An 18,372-nucleotide genomic window follows, 5' to 3' on the forward strand; every position below is an offset into this window, starting at 1 on the left:
CCGACTAGTGCAATGATTAATGTCGCCCTCTATGACTACTAACATCTGCTGTCCACCGTCTCCCGTCTTTTTTTAGAACATGACAGCTGCTCCAAACTGAGCTGTCTGACTTTTCCATTTATCTCTACCATCGATATCGTTCAGATTATTCAATCCGATACCATACCGACCATACACGCGAATAAAACTGATATTCAACTGTACTCCTCCCACCATGGAAAAGTTTCCGCTTTTGAATGCAGATTTTCCATCTTCCAGTAATGACTTTTCTTTTGACATCAGTATACCAAACTGGGGCCCGATTTGAAATGAGAGAAGAGGTATTGGTCGGATGTTTAACAAAACAGGAATTGTCATGTAATTCAATTTTACATCTTTCACCATTCCGGCATTGATGGAATGATAAAGTGTATCAAATGCATAGCCCGTTTGTACATTACTTTGATTGAACAACACTTCTGGTTGAATTCCGATTTTTTCGCCAAGCATTATTTCAACTGCTCCACCGACATGATAACCGTAACGGAATTCGTCTTTGAAAGATGTGCCGTCAATTTTGTACATACTCGCACCTGCTTTGATTCCAAACTTCAAACCCTGGGCAAAAGAAGAAACAGGGACAGAAACAGAGAACAGCAGAATGATAATTATCGATGGGCTGATTAATCTTTTCATGTTCGTTGATTTCAGTTATAACGCAACAACTGCCAGAATACAGGAAAAAATCGTTCCAATTATTTGTTAAACAGGCAATTGTTAAAACATATACGCTGCTGTGAGCGAAAAAATATTACTGAACGGACGATCAGTTTCGGGGAAATAATAGCTGATAAAATAATTTGGTGTAAGGGAAAATCCACCTATGAAATAGGAAACACTGAGTGCGAAAGCTGCCGACTGAATTCTCAAACCGGTATTCTCCTGATCTGAAGAAATATAGTTTCTGCTGATGGTCACAAATTTGCGTGAACTGGTTAATCTTTTACTTGAGCTGACGTCGAAGTGCTGTGCGCCTGCCACCAACATGAGCTGAGGGATTACGGAAAGTCCATCTATCGGTTTAAACAATCCGTTCCACTCGAACGGGTGAGACACAGAAGCGGTAAAGGAAAAATCCTGGAGGCCGACAGTGGTGGTATCGGTTATGCTTCGGGGTATGGTAAAAATAACCGTATCCAGCCGACGTACTTCTACATACTGTCCCTTTCCCCATCCGATGGAGAAACCGCTGCGTAGCCAGCCTTTTCTCGTTTGTATATAGCCGAATAATTCATGACTGAAGGGCGTAGCATATTGTTCAAGCTTTTTTTCTTTGAGATAATAGGAATATGAAATTCCGAAAGCAATTGCTTTTCCTTTCAGATAATCATATGAGGGAGTAAAAGCATATTGATAGAATTGCGACTTGCCATCCAGTTTGCTGAAATAGGCAGTCGCGTTCATACCGAATCCGGAATGATGATAATAAAAAACCGATGGTGTTATTGCAAGTCGGTTCTCTGGCTGCTGAGCATTAAAATTGTTGTTCTTCAGACTGAATAACCGGTTGCCACCAGAGATACTTACAGAGAAAAAATTTGTTTTGTTGCTGATGGAATCAAGCATGGCTTTGAAATCTTTCAGAAGATCCATGTCCAGTTCAATTGAATCCTTAGTCGCCGATAAACTATCTGTTTGAGAGAAGACGGATATATTCAAACCCATCATCACCACGAGTAAAGCGACCATTTTCATAAGTTTCCCTGCAGTTTTCAGAGCCTCAGACGGGCGGTAACTACCGGGGTTTAACGGCAGTAAAAATTTATTATTGGATGAAGTGCCGGTCAGGCCAGTTCAATGACAGTTATTTCCGGAAGAATACCCACCCTGCCCGGATAGCCCAGGAAGCCAAATCCGCGATTGACATACAACTTCTGGTGATCATCTTCATAAAGACCTGCCCATTGTTTGTACATATACTGAACCGGACTCCAGCGGAAGCCGGGAATTTCAATTCCGAACTGCATGCCATGCGTGTGACCACTTAGCGTAAGATTGATATCCTTAAAGGCTTTTCTCACCTCAGCATCCCAGTGGCTCGGATCATGACTCATGAGAATTTTAAATGAATATTGTTCTGTACCCGCGTAGGCATCAGCCATGCGCCCGTATTTTGGAAAATTTCCTTTCGCGCCCCAGTTCTCAATACCGAGTAATGCGATCTTTTCTCCGTTTTTCTCGAGCGGAACGTGTTCATTCATCATCAGCTTCCATCCCATGTCTGCATGAATTTTTTTCAACTGATTCAGGTTCGCGACTTTTTCATCAGCATCTTTCCATGGTTTATAGTCGCCGTAGTCATGATTACCGAGTGTGCTGAATACACCAAGCGGTGCAGTGAGTTGTGAAAAGACTTCGATATACTCATCCATTTCCGCTGCCCGATCATTCACCAGGTCACCGGTAAACAAAATCAGGTCGGGCTTTTCTTCAAGGATTTTTTTCACTCCTTTTTCAACGGCTTTGACATCAGTGAAACTTCCGGAATGGATATCGGAAATGTGAACAATCTTCATTCCTTTAAAAGCTTCCGGAAGATCTTTAAAACTCAGTTTCAACCTTTCAATTCTGTATTTGTATTTGTTTCCGAATCCATACAGCAGGCTTCCGAATAAGCTGCCGCCGACAGCAAGGCCCAGCCACGAAAGGAAAACAGAACGGCTGATACTGAGACCTTCAAACTTTTCATCCGCCACCAGTCCATAATACAATTTTCCTCCACCCCACTGTACCAGACGACGAAGATCATCCACTATAAAAACGATAGACGCTACAAACTTTGCAAGGAAAAGGCCAATCACAATTGCCAGTAAATAGGTTCGAAGCAGCTTCGGTATATTATCAAAATTGATCACAGGTCCTAACAAAATAAAGGCGACTACCAAAACTGTAACCGCCCAGTAAGCTCCATAAATAATCGTCTTCCACCTGATAGAAAGATGCTGACTTACCAGTTTTACCGACTGGAAAACATACCAGTCGATCAGAAGTATGATCAGAACAAAAATTCCGGAGCCAAGAAGTCGACGCATAAAATGTTAGTTGTCTTTGATTGGAGGGCTGAACTATTGTGGATATATTGTTCCCTAAAATGGTGCCGATAGCGTAATTTTGTCAACCTGTCAGGACGAGCAGAAAAACCTGCTCTGTATCGTATGATCTGCGACTGTACAGTGCGATATCTTTGTTAGCCAACATTTTAAGGAAGTTCAACGGAATGCGATTTATATATTACGGACATGCCTGTTTTGCGCTGGAGATTGGAGGTAAGCACCTTCTGTTTGACCCTTTCATCTCACCGAATGAACTGGCGAAAGCGATAGATCCTCAGACGGTTCCGGCTGATTTCATCCTGATTTCCCATGCACATTTTGATCACCTTGCTGATGCGGAAGCAATTGCTAAACGCACCGATGCCACGATCATTACCAATTGGGAAATTTATGAATATTTCAAAAAGAAAGGATTTGAAAAGATCTTTCCGATGAATGTCGGCGGTAAAGCAGACTTTGATTTCGGAACACTTAAATGTGTGATTGCTCAGCATTCTTCCAGTTTTCCTGATGGGAGCTACGGGGGTACGGCGATGGGCTTTGTGATAAAATCGCAGGAGGGAAATCTTTATTATAGTGGAGACACCGGATTAAGTCTTGACATGCAACTGATACCTTCATTTGCAGTGTTGAATTACGCTGTTATGCCGATTGGCGATGTTATCACGATGGGTATCGAAGATGCAGTGAGAGCAGCACATATGCTCAGTTGCCACAAAGTAATTGGTGTACATTATAACACCTGGGGGACGATAGAGCTCGATAAGGACAAGGCATTTGAATTGTTCAATCGTAACGGACTTGAATTAATCCTCCCGGAAATTGGAAGCGGGATGGATCTTTAAAAATTTATCTGAAAATATTTCGAATACATGGGGCGAATTATAGGCATCGCAAATCAAAAAGGTGGGGTCGGAAAAACGACTACAGCGATCAATCTCGCTGCCAGTCTGGCTGTGCTGGAGTATAAAACATTGCTTGTAGATGCCGATCCTCAGGCCAACAGTACAACTGGTGTTGGTTTTGACTTGCATAATATTCAGCAGAGTCTTTACGATTGCATGATCAATGATGTAAAGGCCCGCGAAGTGGTTCTTAAAACAGAAATCCCACATCTCTTTGTTATCCCTTCACATATCGACCTCGTAGGTGCCGAGATTGAAATGATCAGTCATCCGCAAAGGGAATCTGTACTTAAGGGAATTCTTGGTGACGTAAAAGATGAATACGATTTCATCATCATTGACTGTTCTCCTTCCCTGGGTCTGATCACGGTAAATGCGCTTGTTGCTTCAGATAGCGTATGCGTACCCGTACAGGCGGAGTTTTTCGCATTGGAAGGTTTAGGGAAATTATTGAATACAATCAAAATAGTACAGTCGAGACTAAATACGGAGCTGGTAATTGAAGGAATTTTAATGACGATGTATGACGGCCGTCTTCGGTTATGCAACCAGGTGGTAAATGAAGTACGCAGGCATTTTGAAGAAATGGTTTTTGATACGATCATACATAGAAATACGAGGCTGAGTGAAGCTCCTAGTGTGGGTAAACCAGCTATTCTTTATGATGCAGACAGCAAGGGTGCGATCAATTACCTTAACCTTGCAAAGGAAATTCTGCAGAAGAATAACATGACCCGGATAAAGCAATCAGAAAGAATTTTAACGCTGAATGATGAGTAGTAACCCGACGAATAAGAAGGATGCGCTCGGTAAAGGTATCAGGTCATTGCTGCAAAGCATAGATACTGATCTTAAAACCCCTGCCGGAGCGCTTAAGGAAGAAGTAGTACAGAAAACGTTGGGCATGAGCCGCGTTCCCCTGGAAGAAATAGATACCAACCCCAAACAGCCAAGGCAGGATTTTGATGAAACTGCATTGAAGGAATTGGCTGCATCCATAAAACTGCATGATATTATTCAACCGCTTACCGTAGTAAAAACTGCGGGTGGCCGTTACCGCCTGGTTGCAGGTGAAAGACGTTTGCGTGCAGCAAAACTTGCAGGCCTCAAGGATGCGCCGGTGTATATCCGTGAAGCCAATGATCAACAATTACTGGAACTCGCTTTACTGGAGAACCTCCAGCGCCAGGATCTCAACGCAATTGAAATCGGGTTGAGTTATAAGCGACTCATGGACGAGCTTAATTTCACACAGGAACAGGTGGCGGAGCGCATGGGTAAGGAAAGAAGTACGGTGACCAACTACATCAGGTTGCTGAAATTACCTCCGGGAATAATTGTTGCGGTTCGTAATGGAAGTCTGAGCATGGGTCATGCGAGAGCGATCATTAATGTAGACGAAGTTGAAAAACAATTATATGTTTTTCATGAAATACAAAATAAAGGATTGTCAGTAAGGCAAACAGAACAATTGGTGCGCAATCTTTACCAGGATGGAAAGCCTGTTAAAAAAACCGTAAAACCCACGCTGGCACCGGCTTTCAAAAAAATTGAAGATAATTTAGCTTCTCATTTCAGCACGAGAGTTAAACTCGTTCACCAGAAAAAGGGGCATGGTCAGATTCTGTTCGATTACTATTCGCTCGAAGAACTGAATGCCCTTCTCGAAAAGATGAAGGTAACCGTCAACTGATCATGTTCAGCAAATTTCTCTTTCGTTGTCTACTGCTGATTTTATTTGCATCCCTCGGAACCATCAGCCTGAAAGCACAGGTGATTCCATTGGATACGCTGGCTGTTATTGCAACGACTGACTCGCTGAAAAAAAATGTAAAGACTCCGGATTCTCTCCGGTTCCGTGGTGACACGATCATCAGTTCAAAAATCGATACGGCTAAAAAAAGATCACCGGCTTCCAAAGCGGCACTGCGATCTGCTATTATCCCTGGCTGGGGACAGGCGTACAACAAAAAATACTGGAAGATCCCGATTGTCTACGGTGCGCTTGCAGTGCCCGTGGTAACATTCACTTATAACCTGAACTGGTACCAGAAAACGCGATATGCATATACCGTAAAGTATACAAAAGATACTGCCAACTTCTCCAATATTGATCCTCAATTGCAACCTTTATCTACAGAATCTCTGCGGGTATACCGGGATGACTTCAGAAGAAATATGGATTATTCGGTGATTGCTTTTCTGATCCTCTGGGGGCTGAACGTTGTAGATGCTGCCGTGGATGGTCACCTTAAAGATTTTAACGTAAACGATGATCTCTCCATCAGGATAAAACCCGGCTACTCTCCTATGGCCAATACCAACGGGCTAAGTATCGTACTGAATATCGGGAAAAGACCTGGTAATGGATATTCTGCCGGTCGCTGATTTCTTTTTTCTTTGTTACTTTCACGCTTCAAAAAAATAAGGTTGACAGTATGAATATTGCGTTGATCGGCTATGGGAAAATGGGCAAAACCATTGAATCGGTTGCGATTTCCAGGGGGCATAGAATATCTCACAAAATTGATCTTGATAATCCTGAAGCCTGGGACAATCTCTCTCCGGAAAACACCGACGTGGCAATAGAATTCACCGGGCCACACAGCGCTTTTGAGAACGTGAAAAAATGCATCGAAAAATCGGTGCCGCTCGTTTGTGGTTCGACAGGCTGGCTTGATAAGTTTGATGAAATTGTCAATCTCACAAAAAAGCTCGATGGAAGCTTTTTATATGCAAGTAATTTCAGTGTTGGCGTTAATATATTTTTTGAATTGAATAAGAAGCTTGCGCAACTGATGGCTTCTCATCCGGAGTATGATGTTTCATTAAAAGAAGTACATCATACGCAGAAAAAAGATGCCCCCAGCGGAACGGCCATTACCCTGGCTGAAGAAGTTTTGGCGAATATCAGAAGCAAAAAATACTGGGTTAATCGCGATACTGAAAATCCGGATGAGCTATCAGTCACGAGCGAACGAATTGATCCTGCCCCGGGCACTCATCATATCCGGTACCACTCGGCGATTGATGATATCGAGATCATACACACTGCTCACAGTCGCAACGGATTTGCTCTCGGTGCTGTGCTGGCCGCTGAGTTTCTGCCTGGGAAAAAAGGAGTTTTTGGGATGAAGGAAGTATTAGGAATCTGACGTTAAACGTATAACGTTGAACGTATAACGTTGAACGTTTAACATAAAAAACGTAATTTGTCCGATAATAACATAGGGAAAACTTCATGCTGAATAAAAAGACCCAATACGCATTTAAAGCGCTGATGTATATCGCGGAACATCAGAATGACGGGCCTATTCTTATCTCCGAGATTGCGAAAAAGAAAAATATTCCACTCAAATTCCTGGAGAATATCCTTCTTGAACTAAAGAATGATGGTATTCTCGACAGCAAAAAAGGGAAAGGCGGCGGATATTTTCTGAAACTTCCCCCATCAAAAATTCCACTCGCACGCATCATACGCAAAATCGACGGACCGATTGCGATGCTTCCCTGTGTGAGCCTTTACTTCTACGAACGCTGCAAAAACTGCGATGAGAAAAATTGCGGTCTTCACGATACAATGCTTCTCGTACGTGATGCTGAACTGAAGATACTGGAGAAGAAGACGGTGGCTGATCTGGCGAAAAAGTAATTCACGTAGAACGTTTCACGTTCTACGTTTAACGTTCAACGCATTATTCCTCTCGGATATCTCCCCATTCGTCGCAACATTTCCGTTCATCACGCCAATCAACCGGAAATCCTGCTAAATTTAGCGGATGGAATCTCCATGGTATAGTAAAAAATGGTTTACAGTACTCCTTCACGTTGTCGTGTGGGTTTTTATTTTCTCACTTCCGTTTTTATTACGAGGTCCAAATCCAAAAGAAGCAGCAAACAGGTTTGCTGATCCTGGCTATATGACTTCCTATGTAGTAAGATTTCTGTCATGGATTTTTATATTTTATTTCAATGCGCTCTTTTTAATACCACGATATTTCTACCAGAAAAAATTTGCCGTTTTTACAGCTTGTCATGTAGCGATTTACCTGGCTACGTTGCTGTTGGGAAAACTGATGCACGACCTGCTTACGCCGAAGGAGTATTTCGCATGGGTTGGCCATTTCATCATCATGGGCCTGGTATATATTTTTTACTTCGCAGTAAGTACAATGTATCAATTAATACGGGATCGGGAGGAGACTGACAGAAAAAATAAAGAGAAACTAACCGAAAATTTAAAAACAGAATTATCATTACTACGTTCGCAGGTCAGTCCGCATTTTATGTTCAACGTATTAAATAATATGGTGGCGCTTGCGAGGAAAAAATCAGATCTGCTGGAACCTTCATTGATCAAATTATCCTCGCTGATGCGTTATATGATATATGAAGCTGATGAAGAAAAAGTTCCACTGGAAAAAGAAGTAGAATACCTGCAGAGTTATATCGATCTGCAGCAGCAACGATTTGGGAAAAATGTTCATGTGCAGGTGAATGTTTCACCCTTTGATAAAGCTTATGAGATCGAGCCGATGTTGCTTATCCCGTTTGTGGAAAACGCTTTTAAACACGGCACTGGTATGATCATGAATGCTATGATTCATATCGATCTGAATGTGGATAAGGGTATACTCTATTTCACAGTAAAGAATAAATTCAATCCGGAAAGCTCCGAGATAAAAGATAAATCTTCAGGCATTGGGTTGACCAATGTCAAACGCAGACTGAATCTGCTTTACCAAAATCAACATTCGCTGAAAATTGATACGAAAGACGATTATTTTACTATCTTACTTGAAGTCAAACTGCACTGATGATCCGATGTATAGCAGTAGATGATGAGCCTCTAGCGCTTGAATTGCTGGAAGATAATATCAGCAAAGTCCCTTACCTGGAACTGGTAGCAAGTTGCAATAATGTTATGGAAGCCATGGCTGTGCTGGAAAAAAACACGGTAGATCTTATTTTTCTCGATATACAGATGCCAGGCATTACGGGCCTTCAATGGATCAGTTCCATGCGCGAAAAGCCAATGATCATTATGATTACGGCATATGAAAAATTTGCGCTTGAAGGTTTTAACCAGGACGTTGTTGACTACCTGGTAAAACCTGTGCCATTGGAAAGATTCATCAAAGCCTGTCAGAAAGCAAAAGAATTACATTCGCTGAAAACCGCAGCTGCCGGAAAATCTACTCAAACTTTTGATTTTATTTTTGTTCCTTCTGACTACAGTATGCTGAAAGTAGTGATCGGTGATATCCGTTGGATCGAAGGATTAAAAGACTATATACGCATCAACTTGTTCAGTTCTTCAAAACCAATTATTACGAGGTTTACCATGAAGAATATCGAAGATTTGCTTCCCGCCAGGGAATTTCTCCGAATCCATAAATCTTATATCGTTGCCGTCTCCGCTATTACGGCCGTCCGTAAAAGCAGCGTTTTTTTAAATGACCTGGAACTTCCTGTTAGTGATAATTACCGGGATGAACTGCAGGCGTTGCTGGGGAACAGACAGTAGGCGTTGATAGTTGCAGTTTATTAGTTCACAAAAGGCAACAGGCAGCGGGCAGCATGCAGCCTATAATTTCACAATGGCAAAATAAATTTCGATGTATCGCTAATTTTAAAGCGGGCAACAGACAAATTCAGGTCAACCAGATGAATTTCAGGGTTGCGATAAAAAAATTCAAAGAAGGTAACAGTCAGTCTCTCTATCAGCGCGACGCCAATATTTTTGTTCAACACAACTTGAAAATTTAAACCGTTGATTGTTAACCGCCAATTTTTGAGTTATACGGTAGCAGGCAACAGATAATGTCAAATCAACTGCATTAATTTCGGTGTCTCAGTAATTTCAGTCTACCTGAAATACCACTTGATATTTTGAATGAATGATTGCGGAGGTCTGCTATCTGTTGCCTTAGCAGGAATAGAGGATCCGGCATACAGGAAAAAGATAATACTGCTTAATATTTGCTGCCTTTCGCCTCGGCAATACACTCCATAATCAAGAGCCGGCTCTTCTCGTTGTCTTCTTCCTTTAGCCTCCTGCCTGCTTCGTCGCAACATTTTCACCTCTGGTCTCAATTGAAAAAAATGGGGTTGCATCCGAAATACTTTTGTATCGTTAAATCAACCGAAATGAAAAAAATAATCTTCTTACTGATCGCAGCCATCACCGGATTAACTGCTAGCGCACAATTCCCCATGGGAGGCGGTGCCGCTAAAGGTGCAGCAGCTCCTCCGAAAATCGGGCACGTGTATGGAAAGATCGTGGACAGCAGCGGAAAGGCCATTGGCGAAGCATCGGTGATGCTTATGGGAAACCAATATGATTCAGTTTCAAAGAAAACAAAGGAAGTACTGATAAAAGGACTCACTACCCGTGGTAATGGAGAGTTCAGTTTTAGCGACCTGCCGATTATGGGGAAACTGAAATTGAAAATTTCAGCTACAGGATTTCAACCTGTTGACAAGGATGTCGTTTTCCAGATGAAAATGGGTGGCGGTGCGCCTGGCGGTAGTACGCCCGGAGCAAGCGGAAACGCTGGTGGTGGAATGCCTTCCGGAATGTTGAATGCGTTTGATAAAGATCTCGGTAATATTCAACTTAAGCAGGATGTAAAACAACTCCAGGGAATCGTAATTACTGCAACGAAACCATTGGTGAAAATGGAGATTGATAAAAAAGTATTCAATGTTGAAAAGAACCTCGTTACAACAGGTGGTACAGCACTTGACGTTATGAAAAATGTACCTACTGTGCAGGTGGATATCGACGGCAATGTAAAACTTCGTAATGCAGCACCACAGATTTTTGTTGACGGTCGCCCTTCAACACTTCAGCTCGATCAGATACCTGCGGATGCAATCGAAACTGTAGAAGTAATCACCAACCCTTCTGCAAAATATGATGCATCCGGTGGTAATGCGGGTATATTAAATATTGTGTTGAAGAAAAACAAAAAATCTGGTTATAACGGTATGGTGATGGCAGGTGTGGACAGACTCGGTGGTATGAATGGTGGCGGTAATTTCAATGTTCGTCAGAATAAGATTAATATCTCAGCTACTGCAATGGGTAACCAGATGCGCAACCGCAATACTGGCGAAGTGGAAAGAAATAATCTGACAGGAGATCCATTGACCACAGTTAACCAGGATAACCTGAGCAAAACAAAAGGTGGCTTTTTATTTGGACGTCTGGGTATCGATTATTTCGTGACGAACAGAACAACATTCTCTCTGTCAGGAATAAAAGTACATGGCAAATTCAATCCAAATGATGTGATTGATATGCAGACAGATAGCCTCTATCCTTCCGGAACCATCAGCAGCAATAGTCAGCGCATAACTTCCGGAAGTCGTGAGTTTAATGCCAATGGTGTTCAGGGAAGTTTCAAACAGTTGTTTCCTAAAGAAGGCCAGGAACTCACAGCTGATTTCAACTTTTTCGGTGGGAAAAATGAAGGCAACAGTTTGTACACCACCAACTATTATGACAAAACCGGCGGTGTCGACGGTACATCATATCAGAAAGTGTTGAGCGATGGTAAGAACACCAACTTCACTTTCCAGACGGATTATGTACATCCTTTTAAAGGAACAACAAAACTGGAAGCAGGTTTGCGGGCACAGCTGAGAACTACAAAGAGTAATAACGAAACGCTGATCAAACCCATTGGAGCTCCGGATTATGTTGAAGTACCCTCTGCAACTAACAATTATTCCAATAACGATAACGTATATGCAGGTTACCTGAGTTTCACCAGTAATTTCAAAAAGCTCGGATACCAGGTAGGTTTACGCGCAGAAAGTTCGTCTTATAAAGGAACCTTGCATAATACTGGTGAAGAATTCAAAAACAATTATCCTATAAGCTTATTCCCATCATTATTCCTTACTTACAAACTCGAGAAGAGCCAGGAATTACAGATGAGTGTAACACGCAGGGTTAATCGTCCGAATTTCTTTCAGCTGATTCCTTATGTCGATTATACTGACAGTTTGAATATCTCCGTCGGTAACCCCAATCTGAAACCTGAGTTTACATCTTCCATCGAAGCTTCTTACAGCAAAAAAATGAAGGGTAATCACACGATCATGACTTCAGTTTATTACAAACACACAACTGATCTGATCACACGTTACCTGACAACAATGATCAATCCGGTAACTGGTAAGGAAGATATCGTATCAACTTTTATCAATGCGAACTCAAGTTATATGACAGGCGCTGAGTTCACATCAGTAAACCCGATCAAAAAATGGTGGGATCTGACTACCAATATCAACCTGTATAATTCAAAGATCAATTCTGAGAATGTAAACGAAGCCAGCCAGGATGCCATGTGGAGCTGGTTTGCGAAAGTGAACACTACTTTTAAAATGAAGAAGGAATTTTCAGTACAGGTCACTGCTGATTATCAATCAAAATCTGTGCTGCCGGTAAACAGCGGTGGTGGTCAGATGGGCCCTCCCGGTATGGGTGTGGCGCAATCAGCTTCACAGGGTTATATCCGCCCTTACTGGGGTGCTGATATTGCAGTGAAAAAATCTTTCTTCAAAGGAAATGCATTGAGTGCAACACTGACAGTATCTGATATTTTCAGAACAAGAACAGTAAGTCAGTATAGCTATAGTCCTTATTTCACACAGAACTATGCAAGACTTAACAACCCTCAGATGGTAAGACTATCATTGATGTACCGTTTTGGTAAAATGGATATGTCAATTTTCAAAAGGCAGAGCAACAAGAACCAGACGAATGCGATGGAGGGAATGCAATAAAAAAGAAGAATGGCGGACAACGAATTGAAATATGATGATGTTGTATAGACAACGCAAGCGTTGCCAGAGCGTTAAAAAAATAGAGAACGGAAATAAGCAGCAAACGAACAAAGTATCAGAACAGGATAACAAACAACAGATTTCAGCTCGCCACAAAAGCGTCAATAAAAGAAAGATTGGAAATTTTGTTTAGAACGGTAAAAGGATAAAGGTACAATCAGCATCTAACGACAGGTAGTGCATAACGCGCTACCTGTCGTGCTTTTTTTCAGGGTGGATGTGCAGAAATAAATTTTTATAAACGACTTCTACATACGACAACACAGAAGATGAACCATGGCGAGGTAAAAGGGACCGAGTCATGGTTTTCATTTTTGCACGAGGCCGATTCTTTTTTACATTTGTTTTTCAACTCACCGAAACTTGCTGAAGAAATCCGGATTAGTGGTATTGCTTTTTTTTATGGTCTGTACCCTGGTAGCCCAAAAAAAGAATGAGCAATTCGTAATACACATGCGAAAGGCTCCAGGGCCAATAAAAATTGATGGTGTTGCTGACTCACTCGAATGGGATTTTGCTGATCTCGCTACTGATTTTTTTATGATCACGCCAATGGATACCAGCTTTGCTAAAGTATCCACTGATGTTCGCATGTGTTACGATGATCACAACATTTATCTGCTCGCGGTTTGTTACAAGAAAAATAATTTTCCATATCGCGTTGAATCGCTGCGACGGGATTTCAATTTTAGTAAGAACGATAATTTCCTCGTTTTCATCGATCCGTTTGATGATCAGACCAATGGTTTTTCGTTTGGAGCCAATGCCGCCGGAGCGCAGTGGGATGGAACGATGTATGATGGCGGAAAGGTAGATCTGAACTGGGACAATAAGTGGGTGTCCGATGTAAAGAATTATCCGGATCGCTGGATTTTTGAAATGGCGATTCCTTTTAAGACCATCCGTTATAAAAAAGGAATTAAACGATGGGGTGTTAATTTCAGCAGGTTGGATATTACCGTTGCTGAGAAATCAGGATGGGCTCCGGTGCCCAGGCAATTCCCGAGCGCGTCGCTCGCCTACACCGGTATACTTCAATGGGATGAAGAGCCGCCACATGCAGGTACCAATATCTCTGTGATTCCCTATGTGCTCGGCAGTGTTGTAAAGGATTATGAACACAATGCCGATGCCAGGTACAAATCTCAGGCTGGTGTCGATGCAAAAATCGGTATCACTTCATCTCTGAACCTGGACCTGACAGTCAATCCGGATTTCTCCCAGGTGGAAGTGGACAGGCAGGTTACCAATCTTGACCGTTTTGAATTATTCTTTCCCGAGCGGCGACAGTTTTTCCTTGAAAACGGAGATCAGTTTTCCAATTTCGGATATGCGACCATCCGGCCATTCTTTTCACGTAGAATAGGATTGAATGCCCCGATACTTTTTGGAGCTCGGTTGAGTGGTAAACTTGACAAGAACTGGAGGCTGGGTATAATGAATATGCAAACGGGCAAAGTGGATTCCATTCGCCTTCCGGCACAGAATTTCACAGTAGTTGCATTACAACGCAAAGTTTTCGCCCGTTCGAATTTTGGCGTGCTCATGATCAACAAAGAGAATTTTGTTGGAAGATTGCCTGTGGATACTTCAAAAGCAAGTCCGGCAGCCTATAACAGAAACATCGGGCTAGAATATAACCTGGCATCCGCTAATAATTTATGGACAGGTAAGGCCATCATTGTCAAGTCCTTTTCTCCGGGAGTGAATAGTGACGATTGGGTACACGCAGCGAATTTGCAATATGGTGACAAGCGATGGACGATCAGCTGGGCTCACGAATATGTTGGAAAGAATTATACGGCTGAAGTGGGTTATGTACCCAGGCGGGGATACATCAAAATAAATCCCACTGCTGGAAGATTGTTTTTCACCAAGGGCTCTGTTGTAAGTCATGGACCCAAGCTGACTTACCTGGAATTCTTTGACCAGGCATGGAAGAAAACTGACCTGGGTTTGATCCTGAATTACCCGGTGACTTTCAGGAACCAGGCGATGTTCAATGCCTGGGTTTCATATGATGATATCAAATTACTCGCTCCATTCGATCCGACCAATTCCGGAAAAGATACACTGGCGCGCGGAACCGTTCACCAATGGCAGGCTTTTGGTCTCGAGTTCTATTCCAAACCACAAGCGTTATTTACATATACATTCACAGGTCGATATGGTGGTTATTTTAATGACGGAACAAGATTGAACCTGACGGCAGATATCGGTTACCGGTTTCAACCTTACGTCAGTTTTATTGTGAGTGCATCATATAATGATATAAGGATGCCGGCTCCGTGGAATAAAACGCAGTTCTGGCTAATCGGCCCAAGGCTGGATATCACGTTTACTAACACATTGTTCTTCACCACTTTTGTTCAGTACAATAACCAACAACGGAACGTCAACATCAACACCAGGTTTCAATGGCGCTACAGGCCCGCGTCGGATTTGTTCATTGTTTATACTGATAATTATTTTCAAACACCGTTCAGTGTTCGTAACAGGGCAATTGTGCTGAAGCTTAATTATTGGTGGAATCTATAGGCACAAGGCAGGAGAACGGAGGCAGTCTCACTATTAGCGCGACGCCAATGTTTCTTAAAAAATAACATAGATCATCCTGCCGATAGCCTCTAAGACTCAAAGACTGTAAGGCAGCTCGAAGCAAATCTTTGAGCAACCTTCGAGTCTTGGAGACTTCCCGGCAAAAGGTAGTTATATAGTAGGAGTAACAGTATATAGAAGTTTTGTTTTGACAGTCACCAAGTTGAAAGCAGAAGGTTTCGAAAAGCAACGCAAGTTCAGTTCACAAGCTGTTAAATAAGTACCTGAGCCGCAATCCCGGTATAAGTGCATATCACCATTTTCAAATCTCAACTTCAATCAGAAATCAATACATTCAATGCCCAAATTTGACATATGAAAAAATGCATGTCCTGGATATTCGCCTTATTTATTGCTATTACTTCTTTTTCGCAACCTAAACCTGCAAAGTTATTCAGTGATCATATGGTCATCCAGCGGCAGAAGCCGATAAACGTTTGGGGTACAGCGTCAAAGAATGAGAAGCTGACTGTCACTCTGAATGGTAAAACCTCAGGCGGGAAAGCTGATAAAGAAGGAAACTGGTTACTGACATTGCCGGCAATGGAAGCGGGTGGACCGTACACCCTTGAGGTTAAAGGAAAAACAACCGTGCAGTATAGTGATGTTATGTTGGGAGATGTATGGCTTTGTTCCGGGCAGTCAAATATGGAATGGCCGGTAAGTGCATCCAAAAATGCGAAGGAAGAGATTGCCGCGGCAAATTACCCGATGATCAGGCATTTCAAGGTGCGCAATACTGTGAGTCTCACACCCGAAAATGATGTAACCGGAGGTGAGTGGCAGGTTTGTAGTCCATCAACGGTTGGAAATTTTACTGCAGTCGGTTATTTTTTTGCAAGAGATCTGTTAGCCTCTGAACATGTAGCCATTGGTTTATTGAATTCATCGTGGGGGGGAACACATGTCGAAACGTGGACCAGCGGTTCTTCATTTTTTTCAACGCCGGAATTTGCATCTATGAAATCTAAATTACCAACCAGTTTCGATGGATTGATTGCTGAAAGAAAAAAGAAAGCTGAAGAATTACTGGCCCGCGTTCAAGGCACACTCCCCACACGCGGAGAAGTGAATGAATATAAAATGATGGATTACAATGATAATTCCTGGGCAGTAATGCAAGCTCCCGGTCTTTGGAACGGTAACGGGCTTGGTGAATTCGATGGAGAGATCTGGTTCAGAAAAACTTTCAATGTTCCGGCTGATATTAATCTTTCCAATGTAAAAATCAGGCTGGGAAAAATCGATGATACGGACAGCACCTTCGTTAATGGCGTATTTGTCGGTGCAACAAGCTCTTATATCGAACCGAGAGAATATAAAGTGCCGCCAGGCGTTATCAAAGGCACTGGAAACGTGATTGTTGTAAAAATAAGTGATACCGGCGGTGGTGGTGGAATGTATGGTGAGCCAGGTGATTTTTATGTTGATTTTGGAGTAACAACACTTTCACTTGCAGGCGATTGGAGGTACCGGATTGAAAAAATGTATAATGCTACTGCTGGAGTTGATCCCAACGCTTACCCTACCCTTTTATATAATGCAATGATTTATCCGCTCTTACATGCAAAAATAAAAGGAGCCATCTGGTACCAGGGGGAATCAAACGCTGGTCGCGCGGAACAGTACAGAACAAGTTTTCCATTGATGATCGAAGACTGGCGTAAACAGTGGGGTTATGCGTTTCCATTTTACTTTGTTCAGCTTGCCAACTACCAGGCGGGTGGTGGCACCAGCAGCAATGGCGGCAGCGAATGGGCAGAACTTCGTGAAGCACAGACTTATACATTGCGTTTACCCAATACCGGTATGGCCGTAATTATTGATATTGGTGAATCAAAAGATATCCATCCGCGTAATAAACAGGACGTAGGCAAGCGACTTGCTGCGATTGCATTGGCCAAAACCTACAATAAGACAGTTGCGTATGCGTCGCCGGAAATAGATAAAGTCGATTTAAACGGAACACAGGCAAAACTTCATTTCAAAAACGTCAATGGTGGTTGGAAGGTTGATAACAAGTATGGCTACATCAATGGTTTTGAACTTGCAGGTGCTGATAAACAATGGCATTATGCACGTGCATGGATTGAAAATGGTGATATCATCGTCATGAGTGATAACGTCAACAGTCCTGTTGCTGTGCGTTATGGTTGGGCAGATGACCCTTCTGATCTGAATCTTTTTGATAAATCGGGTTTGCCTGTTGCTCCTTTCAGATCAGACACCTGGCCAGGAAAAACAGCCGGAAAAAGTTTCAATTTTTAGAATTCAGCGTTGAGCCTCAAACGATAGTCGCGACTTTGCAGAGCATATTCTTTGCAAAGTCGTTTTTATTTTCGGTTACAGAATTCGGTAATGGAATCAATTTATTTGCCTCTTATCTTAATATTGATTGCATTTATAGAAGTGATGTTTGGAAAAGTTTCTCCGCCTGTGTCTCATCAATTTAAACTAAAGGATTTTGATGCAATGTCTGTATGAATGCAAATGTCAAAGCGCGAAATCCGTTGCATCTGGTTGGCGTTCAATCAGATTCATACTTCGGATCCTTTTATTCAACATTTCAGCAAATCACAACTTTACAACGAACAACGATGAACGAAAACACCGCCAGCCCTCACTTAATCAGCTCGCCCAGGGAAGCAAGAGCAACTAAGTTTGACATTAATCAACAATTTCAGGTACGGCTGGGTGTTAGTCGGGGATTTTTGTGTGAATTTATTTTTGCTAATGGTATTTTTTTATAAAAAAAATGATATTCTGCAATAATTTACTACCTAAAGTTGTTTTTTACAATAGAAGTAAATTTTCTAATTGTTTCCAACCCAATCATCCACGTGATGTTTAGATTGGAAAGCAAATCAAATCCCGAATCCAAATCTTTTGAAAAAATGAAAAAAATTTACCTGCCGCTG

Annotated in this window: 14 protein-coding genes; 11 read left to right on the forward strand and 3 right to left on the reverse strand. The window is 42.2% G+C overall.

Translation table 11 applies throughout. The features are described from left to right. Positions 1 to 72: 72 nt before the first annotated feature. The 3 genes from P2W82_RS03560 to P2W82_RS03570 all read right to left on the reverse strand — a co-directional run bounded on the left by P2W82_RS03560 (position 73) and on the right by P2W82_RS03570 (position 3,071). A complete protein-coding gene (locus P2W82_RS03560; RefSeq protein ID WP_336514462.1) occupies positions 73 to 675 on the reverse strand; it encodes a porin family protein in 603 nt (200 codons plus the stop codon). An 81-nt stretch (positions 676 to 756) separates the two neighbouring features. Further along, positions 757 to 1,734 (reverse strand): hypothetical protein, encoded by a 978-nt coding sequence (locus P2W82_RS03565; protein WP_336514463.1) that lies wholly within the window; start codon positions 1,732 to 1,734, stop codon positions 757 to 759. A gap of 89 nt (positions 1,735 to 1,823) precedes the next feature. Then, positions 1,824 to 3,071 (reverse strand): metallophosphoesterase, encoded by a 1,248-nt coding sequence (locus P2W82_RS03570; RefSeq protein ID WP_336514464.1) that lies wholly within the window; start codon positions 3,069 to 3,071, stop codon positions 1,824 to 1,826. A gap of 185 nt (positions 3,072 to 3,256) precedes the next feature. On the opposite strand from P2W82_RS03570, the gene P2W82_RS03575 reads away from it, so the two are divergent. From P2W82_RS03575 to P2W82_RS03625, 11 genes are all read left to right on the forward strand, one after another. Beyond that, positions 3,257 to 3,937: a metal-dependent hydrolase gene (locus tag P2W82_RS03575; protein WP_336514465.1), complete on the forward strand. Its 681-nt coding sequence runs from the start codon at positions 3,257 to 3,259 to the stop codon at positions 3,935 to 3,937. A 27-nt stretch (positions 3,938 to 3,964) separates the two neighbouring features. Next, entirely contained in the window at positions 3,965 to 4,777 is an 813-nt protein-coding gene (locus tag P2W82_RS03580) for a ParA family protein (protein ID WP_336514466.1), read from the forward strand. Then, the gene (locus tag P2W82_RS03585; RefSeq protein WP_336514467.1) at positions 4,770 to 5,690 is read left to right on the forward strand and encodes a ParB/RepB/Spo0J family partition protein; all 921 of its coding nucleotides are present in this window, start codon (positions 4,770 to 4,772) and stop codon (positions 5,688 to 5,690) included. The genes P2W82_RS03580 and P2W82_RS03585 overlap by 8 nt, the downstream gene beginning before the upstream one ends. A gap of 2 nt (positions 5,691 to 5,692) precedes the next feature. Next, on the forward strand, positions 5,693 to 6,385 hold the full coding sequence (locus P2W82_RS03590; protein WP_336514468.1) for a DUF5683 domain-containing protein: 693 nt from the start codon (positions 5,693 to 5,695) through the stop codon (positions 6,383 to 6,385). A 50-nt stretch (positions 6,386 to 6,435) separates the two neighbouring features. Next, positions 6,436 to 7,152 (forward strand): 4-hydroxy-tetrahydrodipicolinate reductase, encoded by a 717-nt coding sequence (gene dapB / locus P2W82_RS03595; protein ID WP_336514469.1) that lies wholly within the window; start codon positions 6,436 to 6,438, stop codon positions 7,150 to 7,152. Positions 7,153 to 7,238: 86 nt separating this feature from the next. Continuing rightward, complete coding sequence (locus tag P2W82_RS03600; RefSeq protein WP_336514470.1) at positions 7,239 to 7,649, forward strand: RrF2 family transcriptional regulator; 411 nt, start codon at positions 7,239 to 7,241, stop codon at positions 7,647 to 7,649. Positions 7,650 to 7,776: 127 nt separating this feature from the next. Further along, a complete protein-coding gene (locus P2W82_RS03605; protein WP_336514471.1) occupies positions 7,777 to 8,814 on the forward strand; it encodes a sensor histidine kinase in 1,038 nt (345 codons plus the stop codon). Further along, positions 8,814 to 9,524: a LytR/AlgR family response regulator transcription factor gene (locus P2W82_RS03610; protein WP_336514472.1), complete on the forward strand. Its 711-nt coding sequence runs from the start codon at positions 8,814 to 8,816 to the stop codon at positions 9,522 to 9,524. The genes P2W82_RS03605 and P2W82_RS03610 overlap by 1 nt, the downstream gene beginning before the upstream one ends. Before the next feature lie 623 nt (positions 9,525 to 10,147). Continuing rightward, on the forward strand, positions 10,148 to 12,796 hold the full coding sequence (locus tag P2W82_RS03615) for a TonB-dependent receptor domain-containing protein (RefSeq protein ID WP_336514473.1): 2,649 nt from the start codon (positions 10,148 to 10,150) through the stop codon (positions 12,794 to 12,796). A gap of 513 nt (positions 12,797 to 13,309) precedes the next feature. After that, the gene (locus P2W82_RS03620; RefSeq protein ID WP_336514474.1) at positions 13,310 to 15,394 is read left to right on the forward strand and encodes a carbohydrate binding family 9 domain-containing protein; all 2,085 of its coding nucleotides are present in this window, start codon (positions 13,310 to 13,312) and stop codon (positions 15,392 to 15,394) included. A 375-nt stretch (positions 15,395 to 15,769) separates the two neighbouring features. Next, positions 15,770 to 17,722 carry a sialate O-acetylesterase gene (locus P2W82_RS03625; protein ID WP_336514475.1) on the forward strand — a complete coding sequence of 651 codons (1,953 nt, stop codon included), beginning with the start codon at positions 15,770 to 15,772 and terminating at the stop codon, positions 17,720 to 17,722. The last annotated feature ends 650 nt before the right edge of the window (positions 17,723 to 18,372 follow it).

Source organism: Pollutibacter soli (assembly GCA_029269725.1).
Taxonomy (GTDB): Bacteria; Bacteroidota; Bacteroidia; order Chitinophagales; family Chitinophagaceae; genus Pollutibacter; species Pollutibacter soli.

Bases quoted from the DNA above. Each gene is read 5' to 3' on its own strand.
- P2W82_RS03560 (WP_336514462.1), bottom strand. From the start codon at position 675: ATGAAAAGATTAATCAGCCCATCGATAATTATCATTCTGCTGTTCTCT.
- P2W82_RS03565 (WP_336514463.1), bottom strand. From the start codon at position 1,734: ATGAAAATGGTCGCTTTACTCGTGGTGATGATGGGTTTGAATATATCC.
- P2W82_RS03570 (WP_336514464.1), bottom strand. From the start codon at position 3,071: ATGCGTCGACTTCTTGGCTCCGGAATTTTTGTTCTGATCATACTTCTG.
- P2W82_RS03575 (WP_336514465.1), top strand. From the start codon at position 3,257: ATGCGATTTATATATTACGGACATGCCTGTTTTGCGCTGGAGATTGGA.
- P2W82_RS03580 (WP_336514466.1), top strand. From the start codon at position 3,965: ATGGGGCGAATTATAGGCATCGCAAATCAAAAAGGTGGGGTCGGAAAA.
- P2W82_RS03585 (WP_336514467.1), top strand. From the start codon at position 4,770: ATGAGTAGTAACCCGACGAATAAGAAGGATGCGCTCGGTAAAGGTATC.
- P2W82_RS03590 (WP_336514468.1), top strand. From the start codon at position 5,693: ATGTTCAGCAAATTTCTCTTTCGTTGTCTACTGCTGATTTTATTTGCA.
- dapB (WP_336514469.1), top strand. From the start codon at position 6,436: ATGAATATTGCGTTGATCGGCTATGGGAAAATGGGCAAAACCATTGAA.
- P2W82_RS03600 (WP_336514470.1), top strand. From the start codon at position 7,239: ATGCTGAATAAAAAGACCCAATACGCATTTAAAGCGCTGATGTATATC.
- P2W82_RS03605 (WP_336514471.1), top strand. From the start codon at position 7,777: ATGGAATCTCCATGGTATAGTAAAAAATGGTTTACAGTACTCCTTCAC.
- P2W82_RS03610 (WP_336514472.1), top strand. From the start codon at position 8,814: ATGATCCGATGTATAGCAGTAGATGATGAGCCTCTAGCGCTTGAATTG.
- P2W82_RS03615 (WP_336514473.1), top strand. From the start codon at position 10,148: ATGAAAAAAATAATCTTCTTACTGATCGCAGCCATCACCGGATTAACT.
- P2W82_RS03620 (WP_336514474.1), top strand. From the start codon at position 13,310: ATGCGAAAGGCTCCAGGGCCAATAAAAATTGATGGTGTTGCTGACTCA.
- P2W82_RS03625 (WP_336514475.1), top strand. From the start codon at position 15,770: ATGAAAAAATGCATGTCCTGGATATTCGCCTTATTTATTGCTATTACT.